Annotated in this window: 15 protein-coding genes; 9 read left to right on the top strand and 6 right to left on the bottom strand. The window is 74.5% G+C overall.

The features are described from left to right. Positions 1 to 7: 7 nt before the first annotated feature. The gene (locus ABZ883_RS03845; protein ID WP_360901639.1) at positions 8 to 1,264 is read right to left on the bottom strand and encodes an SLC13 family permease; all 1,257 of its coding nucleotides are present in this window, start codon (positions 1,262 to 1,264) and stop codon (positions 8 to 10) included. Between the two features lie 34 nt (positions 1,265 to 1,298). Further along, complete coding sequence (locus ABZ883_RS03840) at positions 1,299 to 1,523, bottom strand: hypothetical protein (RefSeq protein ID WP_360900935.1); 225 nt, start codon at positions 1,521 to 1,523, stop codon at positions 1,299 to 1,301. 135 nt (positions 1,524 to 1,658) lie between these two features. Here ABZ883_RS03840 and ABZ883_RS03835 point away from each other — a divergent pair, with 135 nt between their 5' ends. Both ABZ883_RS03835 and ABZ883_RS03830 read left to right on the top strand, forming a co-directional pair. Beyond that, positions 1,659 to 2,780 (top strand): histidine kinase, encoded by a 1,122-nt coding sequence (locus tag ABZ883_RS03835; protein ID WP_360900932.1) that lies wholly within the window; start codon positions 1,659 to 1,661, stop codon positions 2,778 to 2,780. Positions 2,781 to 2,860: 80 nt separating this feature from the next. Beyond that, entirely contained in the window at positions 2,861 to 3,538 is a 678-nt protein-coding gene (locus tag ABZ883_RS03830; RefSeq protein WP_360901636.1) for a response regulator transcription factor, read from the top strand. On the opposite strand, the gene ABZ883_RS03825 is transcribed toward ABZ883_RS03830, so the two are convergent. Next, on the bottom strand, positions 3,521 to 3,991 hold the full coding sequence (locus tag ABZ883_RS03825; protein WP_360900929.1) for a MarR family winged helix-turn-helix transcriptional regulator: 471 nt from the start codon (positions 3,989 to 3,991) through the stop codon (positions 3,521 to 3,523). The genes ABZ883_RS03830 and ABZ883_RS03825 overlap by 18 nt on opposite strands. Before the next feature lie 112 nt (positions 3,992 to 4,103). Between ABZ883_RS03825 and ABZ883_RS03820 the strand changes: the two genes are divergently transcribed. After that, the gene (locus ABZ883_RS03820) at positions 4,104 to 4,961 is read left to right on the top strand and encodes an SDR family NAD(P)-dependent oxidoreductase (RefSeq protein WP_360900926.1); all 858 of its coding nucleotides are present in this window, start codon (positions 4,104 to 4,106) and stop codon (positions 4,959 to 4,961) included. Here the strand turns inward: ABZ883_RS03820 and otsB are convergent. Further along, entirely contained in the window at positions 4,931 to 5,812 is an 882-nt protein-coding gene (gene otsB, locus ABZ883_RS03815) for a trehalose-phosphatase (protein ID WP_360900924.1), read from the bottom strand. The two genes, ABZ883_RS03820 and otsB, sit on opposite strands and share 31 nt — an antisense overlap. A gap of 333 nt (positions 5,813 to 6,145) precedes the next feature. Between otsB and ABZ883_RS03810 the strand changes: the two genes are divergently transcribed. Together ABZ883_RS03810 and ABZ883_RS03805 are read left to right on the top strand one after the other, a co-directional pair. Continuing rightward, positions 6,146 to 6,907: an ABC transporter ATP-binding protein gene (locus tag ABZ883_RS03810; protein ID WP_360900921.1), complete on the top strand. Its 762-nt coding sequence runs from the start codon at positions 6,146 to 6,148 to the stop codon at positions 6,905 to 6,907. Further along, entirely contained in the window at positions 6,904 to 9,735 is a 2,832-nt protein-coding gene (locus ABZ883_RS03805) for an ABC transporter permease (protein WP_360900918.1), read from the top strand. The genes ABZ883_RS03810 and ABZ883_RS03805 overlap by 4 nt, the downstream gene beginning before the upstream one ends. A 170-nt stretch (positions 9,736 to 9,905) precedes the next feature. Here the strand turns inward: ABZ883_RS03805 and ABZ883_RS03800 are convergent, their stop codons facing one another. After that, entirely contained in the window at positions 9,906 to 10,130 is a 225-nt protein-coding gene (locus tag ABZ883_RS03800; RefSeq protein WP_360900915.1) for a DUF3263 domain-containing protein, read from the bottom strand. Between the two features lie 159 nt (positions 10,131 to 10,289). On the opposite strand from ABZ883_RS03800, the gene ABZ883_RS03795 reads away from it, so the two are divergent. Together ABZ883_RS03795 and nagA are read left to right on the top strand one after the other, a co-directional pair. After that, positions 10,290 to 11,183, top strand: coding sequence for an ROK family protein (locus tag ABZ883_RS03795; RefSeq protein ID WP_360900912.1), 894 nt, complete (start codon positions 10,290 to 10,292; stop codon positions 11,181 to 11,183). Continuing rightward, complete coding sequence (gene nagA / locus ABZ883_RS03790; protein ID WP_360900910.1) at positions 11,180 to 12,322, top strand: N-acetylglucosamine-6-phosphate deacetylase; 1,143 nt, start codon at positions 11,180 to 11,182, stop codon at positions 12,320 to 12,322. Before ABZ883_RS03795 ends, nagA begins: the two co-directional genes overlap by 4 nt. Positions 12,323 to 12,390: 68 nt before the next feature. Here the strand turns inward: nagA and ABZ883_RS03785 are convergent, their stop codons facing one another. Beyond that, complete coding sequence (locus ABZ883_RS03785) at positions 12,391 to 13,074, bottom strand: hypothetical protein (protein WP_360900907.1); 684 nt, start codon at positions 13,072 to 13,074, stop codon at positions 12,391 to 12,393. Between the two features lie 153 nt (positions 13,075 to 13,227). On the opposite strand from ABZ883_RS03785, the gene ABZ883_RS03780 reads away from it, so the two are divergent. Then, positions 13,228 to 13,524, top strand: coding sequence for a hypothetical protein (locus tag ABZ883_RS03780; protein WP_360900904.1), 297 nt, complete (start codon positions 13,228 to 13,230; stop codon positions 13,522 to 13,524). Further along, complete coding sequence (locus ABZ883_RS03775; RefSeq protein WP_360900901.1) at positions 13,521 to 14,153, top strand: hypothetical protein; 633 nt, start codon at positions 13,521 to 13,523, stop codon at positions 14,151 to 14,153. The genes ABZ883_RS03780 and ABZ883_RS03775 overlap by 4 nt, the downstream gene beginning before the upstream one ends. The last annotated feature ends 43 nt before the right edge of the window (positions 14,154 to 14,196 follow it).

Genomic DNA, 14,196 nt, shown 5'->3' with positions numbered 1-14,196 from the left:
TTCCGGCTCAGCCTCCGAAGACCGGCAGTGACACCCACAGTGCCACCACCGACAGCACCAGCGCAGCGGGCACGACGAGCAGCCCGAGAAGCGTGAACTCCCGCAGGTTCACCGCCGCGTCGTGCGCGTGGACGATCCGCCGCCACAGCAGGGTGGCCAGCGACCCCGCGTAGGTCAGGTTGGGGCCGATGTTGACCCCGAGCAGGACGGCGAGCACCGCGCCCGGGCCGCCCGGCGCCGCCAGCGGCAGCAGCACGAGCACCGCGGGCAGGTTGTTGATGACGTTGGCCAGCACCGCCGCCAGGGCCGCGAGCCCGAGCAGCGCGAGCAGGCCCGTGCCGTCGGGGACGACGTGCGCGAGCACGGAGGCCAGCCCGTTGTCGACGACCGCGCGGACCACCACGCCGAGCGCGAGCACGAACGCCAGGAAGGGGACGGCCGCCGACCGGCCGATCGCGCGGACCGTGGTGCGCCGCCGCAGCAGCGCGCGCACCGCCAGCACCAGCGCGCCGGCCAGCGCCGCCCACGCCGGGTTCAGCCCGAACGCGGAGGTGACGACGAACCCGGCGAGGGTGCACACCACCGTCACCAGCGCGAACAGCGGCACCTCCGGCGCGTCCCCGGCCGCCCGGACCCCGGCCGAGGCGTCCAGGTCGGCGGCGAACCAGCGCCGCAGCACCACGTACTCCACGCCGATCGCCACCAGCCACGGCAGCGTCATCAGCGCCGCGAAGCGGGCGAAGGACAGCCCGCTGGAGGCGAAGGCCAGCAGATTGGTGAGGTTGGAGACGGGCAGCAGCAGCGACGCCGTGTTGGACAGGTGCGTGCACGCGTACACGTGCGGCTTGGCCCGCGCCCCGAGCCGCGCGGCGGTCGCGAAGACCACGGGGGTGAGCAGCACCACGGTCGCGTCCAGGCTCAGCACCGCGGTGATCACCGAGGCCACGACGAACACCTGGGCCAGCAGCCGGCGCGGACGGCCCGCCGCCGTCCGTGCCATCCACGCCCCGCAGGCACGGAACAGCCCCTCGTCGTCGCAGAGTTGGGCCAGCACCAGCACGGCCGCCAGGAAGCCGATCACCGGCCCCAGCCGGGCGGCCTCCTCCCCGGCGTGGTCGAGGGAGATCGCCCCGGACGCGATCACGACCCCCGCTGCCGGGACGGCGACCACCGCCTCGGGCAGGCCCCAGGGGCGCGCCACGGCGCAGACCAGCACCACCACCAGCAGCAGGGCGGACAGCGCCTCCGCGTACGACGTGCTCAGGACCGGCTCCTTCGGTGGGCCACAAACGGGCGGACTACTTCTTCGCCTTGCCCACCGAGTCTGCCGCCACGCACACCGCCAGGCCCAATGCGACCAGCACGACACACACGTACATCCGGTAGCCGTCGAGGAAACCGATCCGCGCGGTGAGCGCCCACAGATGGAACCTGCCGTCGGTGAGCTCGTAGGCGATGCCGCCGAGGCCCTGGGAGAGCAGGACGAAGCCGAGGAATCCAATGAACCCGCGAAGACCCTTCATGCCCGAAGGCTAGGAAGCGGCGCCGGGGCCGGGCTGTCGTCCTAAGTAGCCGATCGGCCCCCGCGTGTCGTCCGAAGGTCCCGACTTCGGACGCGGCCTGTGGTGGCGGCGTCCGCGGTCCGTAGATTCGGGGACATGCGAGGCATACCCAGACGCATGCCGAGGGGCATCGGCGCCGACATCGCGGTCTTCCTCGGCGCCGCGGCCTTCTCCGTGCTGTCCGCGGGCGGGACGGGCGCCGGGACCGGGATCGCCGAGCAGGCGGTGAGCGCGGCCGCCTGCGCCGCGCTGTTCCTGCGGCGGCGGTGGCCGGTGCAATTGGCGGCGACACTGCTGGTGACCGGATGGTTCGCGCACCTGGTGGGCGGGCCGACGGCGGTGGCCGTCTTCACCGTGGCGGCGCACCGCCCGCTGCGGAGCACGGCATGGATCGCGGCACTCGCCTTCGCGCCGCTGCCGGTGTTCCTCGCCCGCGGGCCCGACCCCGACCTGCCGGAGACCGGCTCCGCGCTCACCTTCTTCGCCATCATGGCCGGGGCGATCGGCTGGGGGCTGTACGTGCGCTCCCGCCGGCAGTTGCTCGCCTCCCACGCGGAACGGGGACGGCGGGAGGCCCGCGAGGAGATCGCCCGCGAGATGCACGACGTCCTGGCGCACCGGCTGACGCTGCTCAGCGTCCACGCGGGGGCGCTGGAGTTCCACCCGGGAGCCCCGCCCGCCGAGATCGAACGGGCCGCGGGCGTGATCCGCGACGCCGCGCACCAGGCGCTGGAGGACCTGCGCGGGATCATCGGCGTCCTGCGCGAACCGGGCGGGACGGGCGGCACGACCGGCGGGGGCGCGGGCGTGCGCCCGCAGCCGACCCTCGCCGACGTGCCCCGGCTGGTGGCGGAGGCACGGGAGGCCGGCATGCGCATCGCGCTGGAGACGGACTGCGCGGCGGGGGAGGGCGGGGCCGCCACGGGGCGTACCGCCTACCGCATCGTGCAGGAGGGGCTGACCAACGCCCGCAAGCACGCGCCCGGCACGGAGGTGACGGTCCGGCTCAGCGGCGGTCCGGCGCGCGGGCTGACGGTCGAGGTCAGCAACCCGGTGCCGGACGCGGCCCCCGCCGCGCCGCGGGCCGCGGGCATCCCCGGCGCCGGACAGGGACTGACCGGTCTCACCGAACGTGCCGCCCTCGCGGGCGGCCGGCTCGAACACGGCCCGGTGCGCGGCGGCTTCCGCGTCCGCGCCTGGCTGCCGTGGGCGGCTTGAACCCCGTGAATCCCGTGAACACCGCGAACGCCGCGACGGGCCGACTGGCTACGGTGGGCGGCGTGACCGTGCTGCGCCTGATGCTCGTCGACGACGACCCCCTCGTCCGTGCCGGCCTGCGCCTGATGCTGGGCGGGGCCCCGGACATCGAGGTCGTGGCCGAGGCCGGCGACGGGGCGGGGGTCTCCGCGCTGGTCGAGGCGCACGCCCCCGACGTGGTCCTGATGGACATCCGCATGCCGTCGGTGGACGGCCTGGCCGCCACGGAGGAGCTGCGGTCCCGGCCCGGTGCGCCGGAGGTCGTCGTCCTGACCACGTTCCACACCGACGAGCACGTGCTGCGCGCGCTGCGCGCCGGGGCGGCGGGCTTCGTCCTCAAGGACACCCCGCCGCGCGAGATCGTCGAGGCGGTACGGAAGGTGGCCGCCGGGGAGCCGGTGCTGTCGCCCGCGGTGACACGGCAGTTGATCGCGCAGGTCGCGGGCGGAGCGGCGCAGACGCGGAGCGCGGGGGCGCGGGCGCGCCGCCAACTCGCCTCGCTGGGCGGGCGGGAGCGTGAGGTGGCCCTCGCCATCGGGGAGGGCCGGTCGAACGCGGAGATCGCGGCGGCGCTCCACATGAGCGTGCCCACGGTCAAGACCCATGTCTCCCGCGTCCTGGGCAAGCTCGGCCTCAACAACCGTGTGCAGATCGCGCTGATCGTGCACGACGCGGACGCCGACGGCGGCGGCGCCGGGAGGTCAGGCGGCCGGGCCTGAGGGCTTCCCCTTGAGCTTGGCCCAGATGGCGTTGAGCGCCTGTATGTCGGCCTCGTCCAGACGGTCGTCGAATCCGTCCGCCAGCGCGGCGCGGCGGGTGGCGTCGGCCTCGTCGAAGGCCGCGCGGCCGGCCTCGGTCAGCAGCACCCCCGTGGAGCGGGCGTCGGTCGGCGAGGGCACGCGGACGATCAGGCCGCGCGCCTGGAGGGCGTCCATGACCCGCGAGACCTGGCTGCGGCTGAGCAGTGTGCGCGCCCCCAGGTCGGAGGCGGCCACCGGCTCGCTCCGGCGGCGCAGCCACAGCATGACCTCGAACCAGGACATCGGCAGGTCGTGGGCGCGCAGCAGCGCCTGGTCGACGCGGCCGGTGAGGGTGGTGCCGGCCCACATCAGGCCGTAGAAGGCACGGTCGCGGTCGGAGAGTTCCCCCAGGGTGATGTCGTTGCGCGCCATGAGGACACCTTACCGGGCAGGGCGGGTCGGGGTTGCGTGTACACGCACACAATGGTTAGGGTGTGTGTACACGCACAGAATGCCCCGCGCACGACGACCGAACGGAATCCCCATGCCTGCCCACGCCACCTCCCCCGGCACCGTCCTCATCACCGGCACCTCCACCGGCATCGGCCTGGCCGTCGCCGTCGGCGCCGCCCGCGCCGGCTGGACCGTCGTCGCCACCATGCGCGACCTCGGCAAGGCCGACGCGCTCCGCGAGGCCGCGGAGAAGGCCGGTGTCGCCGAGCGCGTCCACCTCAAGCGGCTGGACGTCACCGACCCCCTGCTGATCGCCGCGTGCGTCGAGGATGTCGTCGTCGAGTTCGGGCGGCTGGACGCGGTCGTCAACAACGCCGGCGCCGGGCACCTCAACACCATCGAACTGGGCACCGTCGCGGACGTGCGCGCCACGATGGAGGTCAACTTCTTCGGCGTCGTCGAGGTCACCAAGGCCGCCATGCCGCACCTGCGGGAGTCCGGCGGCCGCCTCATCACCGTCACCAGCGTCGGCGGCGTCGTCGGCCAGCCCTTCAACGAGGCGTACTGCGCCGCCAAGTTCGCGGTCGAGGGCTTCATGGAAGCGCTCGCGCCGGTCGCCGCCGCCGTCGGCGTCTCCGTCAGCGTCATCGAACCCGGCGCCGTGGCCAGCGAGTTCGTCGCCAACGTCGGCATCGACATCCCCGCGTACGTCGCCGCGGCCGGACCGTACGCCGACGCCGTGACGCACTACCTCGACCGCACCACGCAGGCCTTCCACGCCGCGCAGGGCGTCGAGGACGCCGCCGCACCCGTCGTCGACACCCTCGGCGCCGACAACCCGCCGTTCCGCGTCCAGACCTCCGAGGCCGCCCGCGCCTTCGTCGGCGCCAAGCTCGCCGACCTCGACGGCTCGGCCGTTCAGTCGCTCACGCGGTCCTGGCTCTCCTGACCCTCCAGGACGGCCGCGAGGGCGTCCAGCAGACGCACCACGCCCTCCGGCCCGTCCACCACCAGATCCGCGCGGGCGGCCAGCTCCGCCACCTCCGCGCTGCCGCTGCACACCAGCACACCCGGCAGGCCGTCCGCGCGGCGCTTCTCCACCGCGCCGAACGCCGCCAGATCGCCCAGGTCGTCACCCGCGTACAGCACCGGGCCCGCCCCCACCTCACGCAGGAAGTCGCCCAGCGCCACACCCTTGTCCATCCCCGGCGGCCGCAGCTCCAGCACCATCCGGCCCGGCTCCACGATCAGCCCGTGCCGCTCCGCCAGCTCCCCCAACGGGCCCCGCAGCGCCGCGAACGCGGCCTGCGGATCCTCCGTACGGCGCGTGTGCACCGCCACGGCGCGGCCCTTGTCCTCCACCCAGGTGCCGTGCCACGCGCCGATCCCGTCCAGCACCCCGGGCAGCTCCGCACGCAGCGCGTCCACCCCCGGGTGCGCGCCCGGCGCCCGCACCTCGCCGGACCGCGCGTCCCACCGCTCGGCGCCGTAGTGGCCCAGCACCACCATCCGCTCCAGACCCGGCACCCCCGCGAAACCGCCGTACCGCACGGCCACCCCCGCGGGACGGCCCGTCACGACCACCACCGAGCCGATGAGCGGCGCCAGGCGCGCCAGCACCCGGGCGGCCTCCGGATGCGCCCGCGCGCTGTCCGGGTCCGGCACGATCGGGGCCAGCGTCCCGTCGAAGTCCAGCGCCACGACGGCCCTGCGGGGGTCCGCGAGCAGTGCGGTCAGGCCGTCCCCGCCCTCGGGCGTCGTCGGCTCGGGCAGTTCGTCCCTGGGGTCCCTGAGGGTCATGCCACCGACCCTACCGAGGGGGGCGGGGGGCATGGCGGGCGTACGGAAGCATCGCCCTTCGGGGCTTCACCTGTGCGCGGGGGCCGGCCGCCGTTGCCGTGCGCGGGCCGGCTGCGCCTGCGGCGGGCTGTCCCCCCACCCGCTCGCCCGTCGACCCGGACAAGTCGCCGGACGCACTGGGCCGGGCATCGTCGCCGCGTGCGGCGCCGCCGCGCCTGCGGCGGGCGGTTCGCCGGTGGGAGCTGTTGCCGTTTCGGGACACAGTGAGCCAGTGATCATCGCATGGCGGTCGGAAGGTGAACCGATCTGTCACCGCCGGGGAAGAGACCGCTCATGTCCAGCCTGAACACACCGCCCACGCCGCCGGGGCGGCCCGCACCTGTGCTGCTCCTGGATGGGCTGACCCGGGTGCACGGGTCCGGGGCCACCGAGGTGCACGCGCTGCGCGGTATCGACCTGGCCGTGTACCCGGGCGAACTCGTCGCCGTCATGGGTCCGTCGGGATCGGGCAAGTCCTCGCTGCTGACCCTCGCGGGCGGGCTGGACGCGCCGACGTCCGGACGCGTGGTGGTCGAGGGCACCGACCTGACGGCGGCGAGCCGCAAGCAGGTGGCGGCACTGCGCCGCCGCAGCATCGGCTACGTCTTCCAGGACTACAACCTGATCCCCGCGCTCACCGCCGCCGAGAACGTCGCCCTCCCCCGTGAACTGGACGGCACCGGCAGCCGCACGGCCCGCCGCGAGGCCATCGCGCTACTGGCGGAGATGGGCCTGGAGCAGCTCGCCGACCGCTTCCCCGACGAGATGTCCGGCGGCCAGCAGCAGCGGGTCGCCGTCGCCCGTGCCCTGGTCGGCGACCGGCGGCTGGTCCTCGCCGACGAGCCCACCGGCGCCCTGGACTCGGAGACCGGCGAGGCGGTGCTCGCGCTGCTGCGGAACCGGTGCGACGCGGGCGCGGCCTGTGTGCTGGTCACCCACGAGGCGCGGTTCGCCTCCTGGGCGGACCGGGTGGTCTCCGTGCGCGACGGCTCGGTGGTGGACATCACCCTGCGGCCGTCCGCGGACCCGCTGCTGACCGGGGGGACGGCCCAGTGACCTCCCCGTTCCGCAGTTGGCGGGTCGCGGTCCGGATCGCCCGCCGGGACGCCTGGCGCGCCAAGGGCCGCAGCCTGATGGTGCTGGCCATGATCGCCGTACCGGTCGTCGGGGTCAGCGCCGCCGACGTCACCATCCGCAGCTCCCGGCTGACCCCGCAGCAGACCGTCACCCGCGACATCGGGGCGGCCGACGCCCGCCTGGAGGACGCCGGCCTGGGACGCACGGCGATCTTCCAGACGCCGCAGGGCGACAGCTACGCGCCCGCGCGACAGCAGGTACCGGGGCCGGAGAAGCCCGGCGGTCCCGGCGAGACGGCTCTGCCGCCCGGCGTCGACCCCAGGACGACGGCGCCCGCGGGTGCCAGGACCGTCCCCGACACGGTCTTCTACGCCGACATGATCACCACGTCCGGCATCATGGGCACCGAGGTCAGGGAACTGGACGGGGCCGACCCCCTCGCCGCCGGGATCATGGACCTGACCCGCGGGCGCTTCGCCGCCTCGCCCGACGAGGTGACCGCCACCAACGCGTTCCTGGCGCGCAGCGGACTGCACGTCGGGTCCGAGGTCCGGGCCCAGGGACTGGACCACGCCTACCGCGTCGTCGGCGCCTACGACCTGCCGAGCACGCTCGGCACCGCCCAACTGGACTTCCGTCCCGGCGCGTTCATCGGCCGGTACGTCGCCGCCCGCAAGGCGGCCGGCTCGGACATGGCCGCACCCGCGCCGTCGTACCTGGTCGCGGTGGACGGCGGTTTCACCTGGGACATGGTGCGGCGCGCCAACACCGCCGGGGTGCTGGTCCATTCGCGGACGGTGACGCTCGATCCGCCCGCCGACTCCCAGGTGCCGTTCTACGGGCTGCCGGACTCCGGCAAGTCCGCCGTGCCCCAGGACCGCGCCGCGCTGACCGCCGGGGCGACCGTCGCGGGCATGGCGCTGCTGGAGGTCTGCCTGCTGGCGGGCCCCGCGTTCGCGGTCGGCGCACGGCGTTCGCGGCGCCAACTCGGGCTGGTCGGCGCCAACGGAGGCGACCGCCGGCACATCCGGGCGATCGTGCTCTCCGGCGGCCTCGTCATCGGCGGCGCGGCCGCGGTCGTCGGCACACTGACCGGCATCGTGCTGACGCTGCTGCTGCGCCCGGCGATCGAGGACTACACCGGCAGCCGGTTCGGCGGATTCACCCTGCGGCCCGCCGAGTTGCTGGGCATCGGGGCGCTCGCGGTGGTCACCGGGCTGCTCGCCGCTGCCGTGCCCGCGTTCACCGCCTCACGGCAGAGCGTGCTCGCCTCGCTCACCGGCCGGCGCGTCGCACGAAAGGCCGGACGGCTGCTGCCCTTGGCGGGTCTCATGGCGCTCTGCCTGGGCGCACTGATCGCGGTCTACGGATCGGCACGCACCACCGACACCTACGTGGTGGCCGGCGGTTCCGCGCTCGCCGAACTGGGCCTGGTCGCCCTCACCCCGCTGCTCGTCGCGGGCTTCGGCCGGTTCGGCCGGTGGCTGCCGTTCGCCCCACGGCTGGCGCTGCGGGACGCCGTGCGCCACCGCGGCCGCACCGCGCCCGCGGTGGCCGCGGTGCTGGCGGCCGTGGCGGGCACGGTCGCCGTCGCCACGTACGCGGCCAGCCAGGAACAGCAGAACCGGGACGCGTACGTCGCCAGGGCGCCGCGCGGTGTGCTCGCGGTCGCCCTCCCCTCGGAAGGGGGCCGGGGCATCGAGGCGATGCGGCAGAGCGTGCACCAGCGCATCCCGGTCGGCCGGCAGGCGGATGTGTCACGGCTGGTGACCGGGACGCGGATCTGCGACCCCTTCAGCGCGCAGCCCGGCTGCGGCGACGTCATGCCGGTGCAGCCCGACGCCAACGTGTGCCCGCCCGACGCCGAAGGCTCCTCCGGGACGTTCACCCCGGCACAGTTGCGGGCCTTCGCGACGGACTGGCGGTGCGTGCAGGACGGCACCACGCCGGCGATCTGGGCGGAGGGCAGCGTCCTGGTCGGCGGACCGCAGGTGCTGGATGCCCTCGGGATCCACGACCCCGCCGCGCGGGAGGCGCTGGCCGGCGGGACGACGGTGCTGTTCGACCGCACGTACGCCGACCACGGCTCCCTGCGGCTCCGGGTGACCCCGGACATGTCGAAGCAGGAGACGAGCACGGTGAAGAAGCTGCCGGTGCGGCTGAGCACCGCCCGCGCGTACGGGGTGCGGGCCGTCGTACCGGAGCGGGCCGCCGCCTCCGCCGGGCTGCGCACGCTGCCGCTGGGCTCGCTCTTCACCACCACGCGCATGCCCACCGACGCCGAACAGCAGGCGCTGGCCCAGGACATCGCCAAACTGGGCGTCCGGTCCGACGTCTACCTGGAGCACGGCTACACCGGCAGGTACGGCGTCGTCCTGGTGGCGCTGACCCTCTTCGCGGGCCTGGTGACGATCGGCGCCGCCGGTGTCGCGACGGGGCTGGCCCAGGCCGACGCCGAGGCGGACCTCAGGACCCTGGCCGCCATCGGAGCCCCGGGCCGGGTGCGGCGCACGATCTCCGGCTTCCAGTGCGGGGTCGTCGCGGCGATGGGCGTACTGCTGGGGACGGCGGCCGGCATTCTGCCCGCGGTCGCGCTGCGGCACGTCGACCGGCAGCAGCAGCGGGACCTCGCAGAGCAGATGCTGGAACAGGGCCGCGGCGCCCTCGTCGCCCACGTCGAGGTGCCGGTGGTGGTGCCGTGGGCGACCATCGGCATGCTGCTGGTCCTGGTGCCGCTGGGGGCGACGCTGCTCGCGGCCCTGCTCACCCGCTCCCACAGCCGGATGGGTCGCCGCGCCCTGGACTAGCTGCCCCCTTTTTCAGGGCTCGGTTCGCCTCCGGGGCGCTCCAGCCGGTGTCGACAGTCGATGGTGCTCGGTCCCTCGTTCCTCGAGACCTCCGCGCCTTCTCCTTTTCAACACCGGCCGCGCCCCTTCGGCTCACTCGCCAGTGCGTACGCCACGCCCACCGCCACCGCCTACCGGGTGGTGCGGTGGGCGTCGCGCATGCGGCGCAGGCGGTTGACGGTGACGGGCGCGTGCGCGAGTGCCTCGGGGTCGTCGAGCAGCGCGTTCAGGAGCTGGTAGAACCGCGTCGGCGAGATCCCGAGCCGCTCCCGTATCGCCCGTTCCTTCGCGCCGGGGCCCGCCCACGAGCGGCCGGCGATGTCGAGGACGGCACGGTCCTGGTCGGTGAGGGTCACCTCGTCACGATAGCCCGCGTGGCGAGGGCCATATGAGGTCTGCACCACACCGGCTTCCCCTTGTGCGGCCCCGCCGAATCACCTGGCGGGCGGCGGAACGGGATCTCTTTCGACGAGTGGACTAGACCTTTTGCGCTGTCTCACGGGAGACTGTCCTTCGTGAGACACGTCATCGCCCTCGATGTGGGCGGCACCGGCATGAAGGCCGCTCTGGTCGCGGCGGACGGCACGCTGCTCCACGAGGCGCGCCGCGCGACCGGCCGGGACCGCGGGACCGAGGCCGTCGTCGCGTCCGTGCTGGACTTCGCCGCGGACCTGCGGGCGTACGGGGCGGACACCTACGGCGAGCCCGCCGCCGCGGCCGGGGTGGCTGTGCCGGGGCTGGTCGACGAGCGGGCGGGCGTCGCGGTGTTCTCCGCGAACCTCGGCTGGCGCGACCTGCCGCTGCGCGACCTGCTCTCGCACCGCCTGGACGGCACGCCCGTGGCCCTCGGCCACGACGTGCGCTCCGGAGGCCTGGCCGAGGGCCGGCTCGGCACCGGGCGCGGCGCCGAGCGCTTCCTCTTCGTCGCCCTGGGCACCGGCATCGCCGGCGCCATCGGCATCGAGGGACGCGTCGAGGCCACCGAACTCGGGCACATCGTCGTCCGCCCCGGCGGCGCGGCGTGCGGCTGCGGCCAGCACGGCTGCCTGGAGACCATCGCCTCCGCCTCCGGCGTGGCCCGCGCCTTCGGCGCCGAGGCCGCCGAGTGCGCCGCCGCCGTCGCGGCCGGCGACCCGCGCGCCGTCGCCGTGTGGGACGAGGTGGTCGCCGCCCTCGCGGACGGCCTGGTCACCGGGATCACCCTGCTCACGCCGGAGACGCTGATCGTCGGCGGCGGGCTGGCCGAGGCCGGCGACACGCTCTTCGCGCCGCTGCGCGCGGCCGTCGAGGAGCGGCTGACGTTCCAGAAACTCCCCCTCATCGTGCCGGCGGCCCTCGGGGACACCGCCGGATGCCTGGGCGCAGGGCTGCTGGCCTGGGATCTTCTCTCCCTGGAGGTGACCGCTTGACTGCGGAACCAACCGTGCTGACCGGTGCCCGCGTCGTGCTGCCGGACGGTGTCGTCGACGGCGGCCGGATCACGGTCGAAGGCCGCACGATCGTCGCGGACGACCCGCGCCGGCCCGGGGCCGCCCGCGATCTGACCGGGCACTGGATCGTCCCCGGCTTCGTGGACATCCACGTGCACGGCGGCGGCGGCGCGTCCTTCTCGGCCGCCCGCGCGGAGGACGTCCTCACCGGCGTCGGCACCCACCGCCGGCACGGCACCACCACGATGGTCGCCTCCACGGTCACCGGCGAATTGGACGACCTCGCCCGGCAGGCCGCGCTGCTGTCCGAGCTGGTCGAGCAGGGCGACCTGGCGGGCATCCACTTCGAGGGGCCCTTCATCTCCCCGCACCGCTGCGGGGCCCACAAGCCGTCGCTGCTGCGCGACCCGGACCCCGCGGACGTCCGCAAGCTCGTCGACGCCGCCCGGGGCGCCGCGCGCATGGTGACGCTGGCGCCCGAACTGCCGGGCGGGCTCGACTCCGTACGGCTGCTGGCCGAGCACGGCGTCATCGCCGCCGTCGGCCACACCGACGCCGCCTACGAGGCCACCTTGGAGGCCATCGACGCCGGCGCCACCGTCGCCACGCACCTGTTCAACGCGATGCCCACCCTGCTGCACCGGCAGCCCGGCCCCATCGCCGCACTGCTGGAGGACGAGCGGGTCACCGTCGAGTTGATCAACGACGGCGTCCACCTGCACCCGGCCGTCCTCGAACTGGCCTTCCGCAGCGCGGGCGCCAACCGGGTGGCCTTCATCACCGACGCCATGGACGCGGCCGGTTTCGGCGACGGCCGCTACCTGCTGGGCCCCATGGAGGTCGACGTCACCGACGGCGTCGCCCGGCTGGTCGAGGGCGGCTCCATCGCCGGTTCCACCCTGACCCTGGACACCGCCTTCAAGCGGGCCGTCACCGTGGACGGCATCGCCGTCACCGACGCCGTGCGCGCCCTGAGCGCCAACCCGGCGCGGCTGCTGGGCGCGTACGACCGCATCGGCTCGCTGGAGCCCGGCAAGGACGCGGACCTGGTGGTGCTGAACGAGGCGTACGACCTGGTGGGCGTCATGCGCCAGGGGCAGTGGGTCGTCGAGCCGTAGTGGATCGGGCGGACCTCCGGCCGTAGCCGTCCGGCGCCGGAGGTCCGCCCTGTCATACGAGGCGGGCGTTACTGCCCGGCCTTCTCGCCCTTCGGCCCGACGGCGAACCATGTCCCGCCGACGCCCTGGCCGTTGAGGTCGCCGGGCTTGGTGTCCCCCGCGAAGCGGTAGACGGGCATGCCGCCCACCGTCAGCTGCACCTGGCCGTCCTGGCGGCGGATCGCGCCCACCTGGTCGCGGTCCACGCCCGCCAGGTAGACGTTGCCGCCCTGCTGGATGGTGACCGCCGGCCACTGGACGGCGCAGGCGTCGTTGCAGTGCGACTGCGACGGGTCGGCGCTGTCCGGGTCGAAGCGGTACAACGCGGCCTGGTTGATGTTGATCAGATGCGGGGCCGTCACCGGCGGCGAGGTGACCGCGGACAGCTGCACCCAGCGCGGCGGGGCCTCCTGGACGGCCGCCCCCACGACGGTGCCGCCGTTGCCGGTCAGCCCGGCCTGCGCGGCCGTGCGGTCGACGACCTGGAGCGCGGTGTTGCCCACGGGCTGCGACGCGACGGGGGGCGCCGCGGGCGGGCTCGCGGGCGGGGCGGCGGGCGCCGACGCGGCCGGGGCGGAGGCATCGCCGATGGTGATGGTCTTGCCGCACCCGGCCAGGGCCGCCACGCCGCACAGGGCGACCACGCCGGCGACGGCCGCGCGGCGTACGCGGGCGCGCGGGGCGGCGCCGGAGAAGTGGTGAAGAGAGGTCACGGCCGGTACACGAGGCCGCGCGCGAAACGGTTCACCGCTTCTTCGGGTTCTTGGGGTTCTTCGGGGGCGGCGCCGGAAGCCGATTGAACCCCGCGGCCCGTCCCGCCCGTGTGACCCGTGAGGCCGCGAGCGGCCGAGCACGAGGGGATCGGCATGGCCCAGGACATCAACATACCGGGGAACGAGCTGCGGGAGGCCCAGCAGATGCTGGACTTCGTCCACGACTTCATCGACATCGGACACCACACGTTCGACTTCGACGCGGCCTTCGGCCCCGAGCTCTCCCACGGCTCGGCGCAGCACTTCGAGAACAAGTGGGAGGACGGCAAGAAGCAGCTCCAGAAGCAGGTCAAGGGCATCCGGGACGCCATCGGCAGCATCCTCGACTCCTTCGACAAGACCGACCAGGACGCCGCCTCCAACCTCGACGACGGAAAGAGTGGCCAGTGAGCACCGCGCACCGTTTCCTGCTCGACATCCCCGACCTGTGGGACACCGTCGACCTCAGCGGGGAGGAGCTGTCCAGGACCCGCGCCAAGGCGCTCGCCACCACCGACGACCCCCGCGAGAAGGCCCGGATCAACGACATGTTCCGGCAGGGGCGCGAGGTGAGCCGGGCCGCGCGGCGGCACGGCGCCCTGCTGGCGGCCGGCACCGCGACCCTCTACGGCGACGACCTGTTCATGGCCTACGGCATGGTCTTCGCCGTCACCACGCCCGAGGGCTCGGAGCTGACGCTCCCGGTGCTCTCCGCGCAGCTGGGGATCTCCTCCGCGAACGGGACAGCGCCCAAGGACCGGGTGATCGCCTCCGCGAAGGTGCCCCATGTGGGCACCGTGGCCCGGGTGACCGGCACCGAGACCACCCGGCTGACCGCCGACATCGACGTGGAACTGCTGACGATGCACACGATGATGCCGGTCCCCGGCCGCGCCGACGACTTCCTCGTCGTCACCCTCGCCAGCCCCAACCTGCCGCTGAAGAACGAGGTGTACGACCTCTTCGACGCCATCACCGGCACCTTCCGCTTCCTCACCGAGGAGGGCGAGCCGCTGGCGCCCGTCGCCCGCGCCTCCTGAGACCGGACTCCGTACGCGAAGGGCGGCCGGGACATCGCGTCCC

It is taken from the genome of Streptomyces sp. NPDC046977 (assembly GCF_040644455.1).
Classification (GTDB): domain Bacteria; phylum Actinomycetota; class Actinomycetes; order Streptomycetales; family Streptomycetaceae; genus Actinacidiphila.
Note: the sequence above shows the minus strand (reverse complement) of the source record. Positions and strands in the feature narration are given on the sequence as shown.

Bases quoted from the DNA above. Each gene is read 5' to 3' on its own strand.
- ABZ883_RS03820 (WP_360900926.1), top strand. From the start codon at position 4,104: ATGCCTGCCCACGCCACCTCCCCCGGCACCGTCCTCATCACCGGCACC.
- ABZ883_RS03835 (WP_360900932.1), top strand. From the start codon at position 1,659: ATGCGAGGCATACCCAGACGCATGCCGAGGGGCATCGGCGCCGACATC.
- ABZ883_RS03810 (WP_360900921.1), top strand. From the start codon at position 6,146: ATGTCCAGCCTGAACACACCGCCCACGCCGCCGGGGCGGCCCGCACCT.
- ABZ883_RS03840 (WP_360900935.1), bottom strand. From the start codon at position 1,523: ATGAAGGGTCTTCGCGGGTTCATTGGATTCCTCGGCTTCGTCCTGCTC.
- otsB (WP_360900924.1), bottom strand. From the start codon at position 5,812: ATGACCCTCAGGGACCCCAGGGACGAACTGCCCGAGCCGACGACGCCC.
- ABZ883_RS03825 (WP_360900929.1), bottom strand. From the start codon at position 3,991: ATGGCGCGCAACGACATCACCCTGGGGGAACTCTCCGACCGCGACCGT.
- ABZ883_RS03780 (WP_360900904.1), top strand. From the start codon at position 13,228: ATGGCCCAGGACATCAACATACCGGGGAACGAGCTGCGGGAGGCCCAG.
- ABZ883_RS03830 (WP_360901636.1), top strand. From the start codon at position 2,861: ATGCTCGTCGACGACGACCCCCTCGTCCGTGCCGGCCTGCGCCTGATG.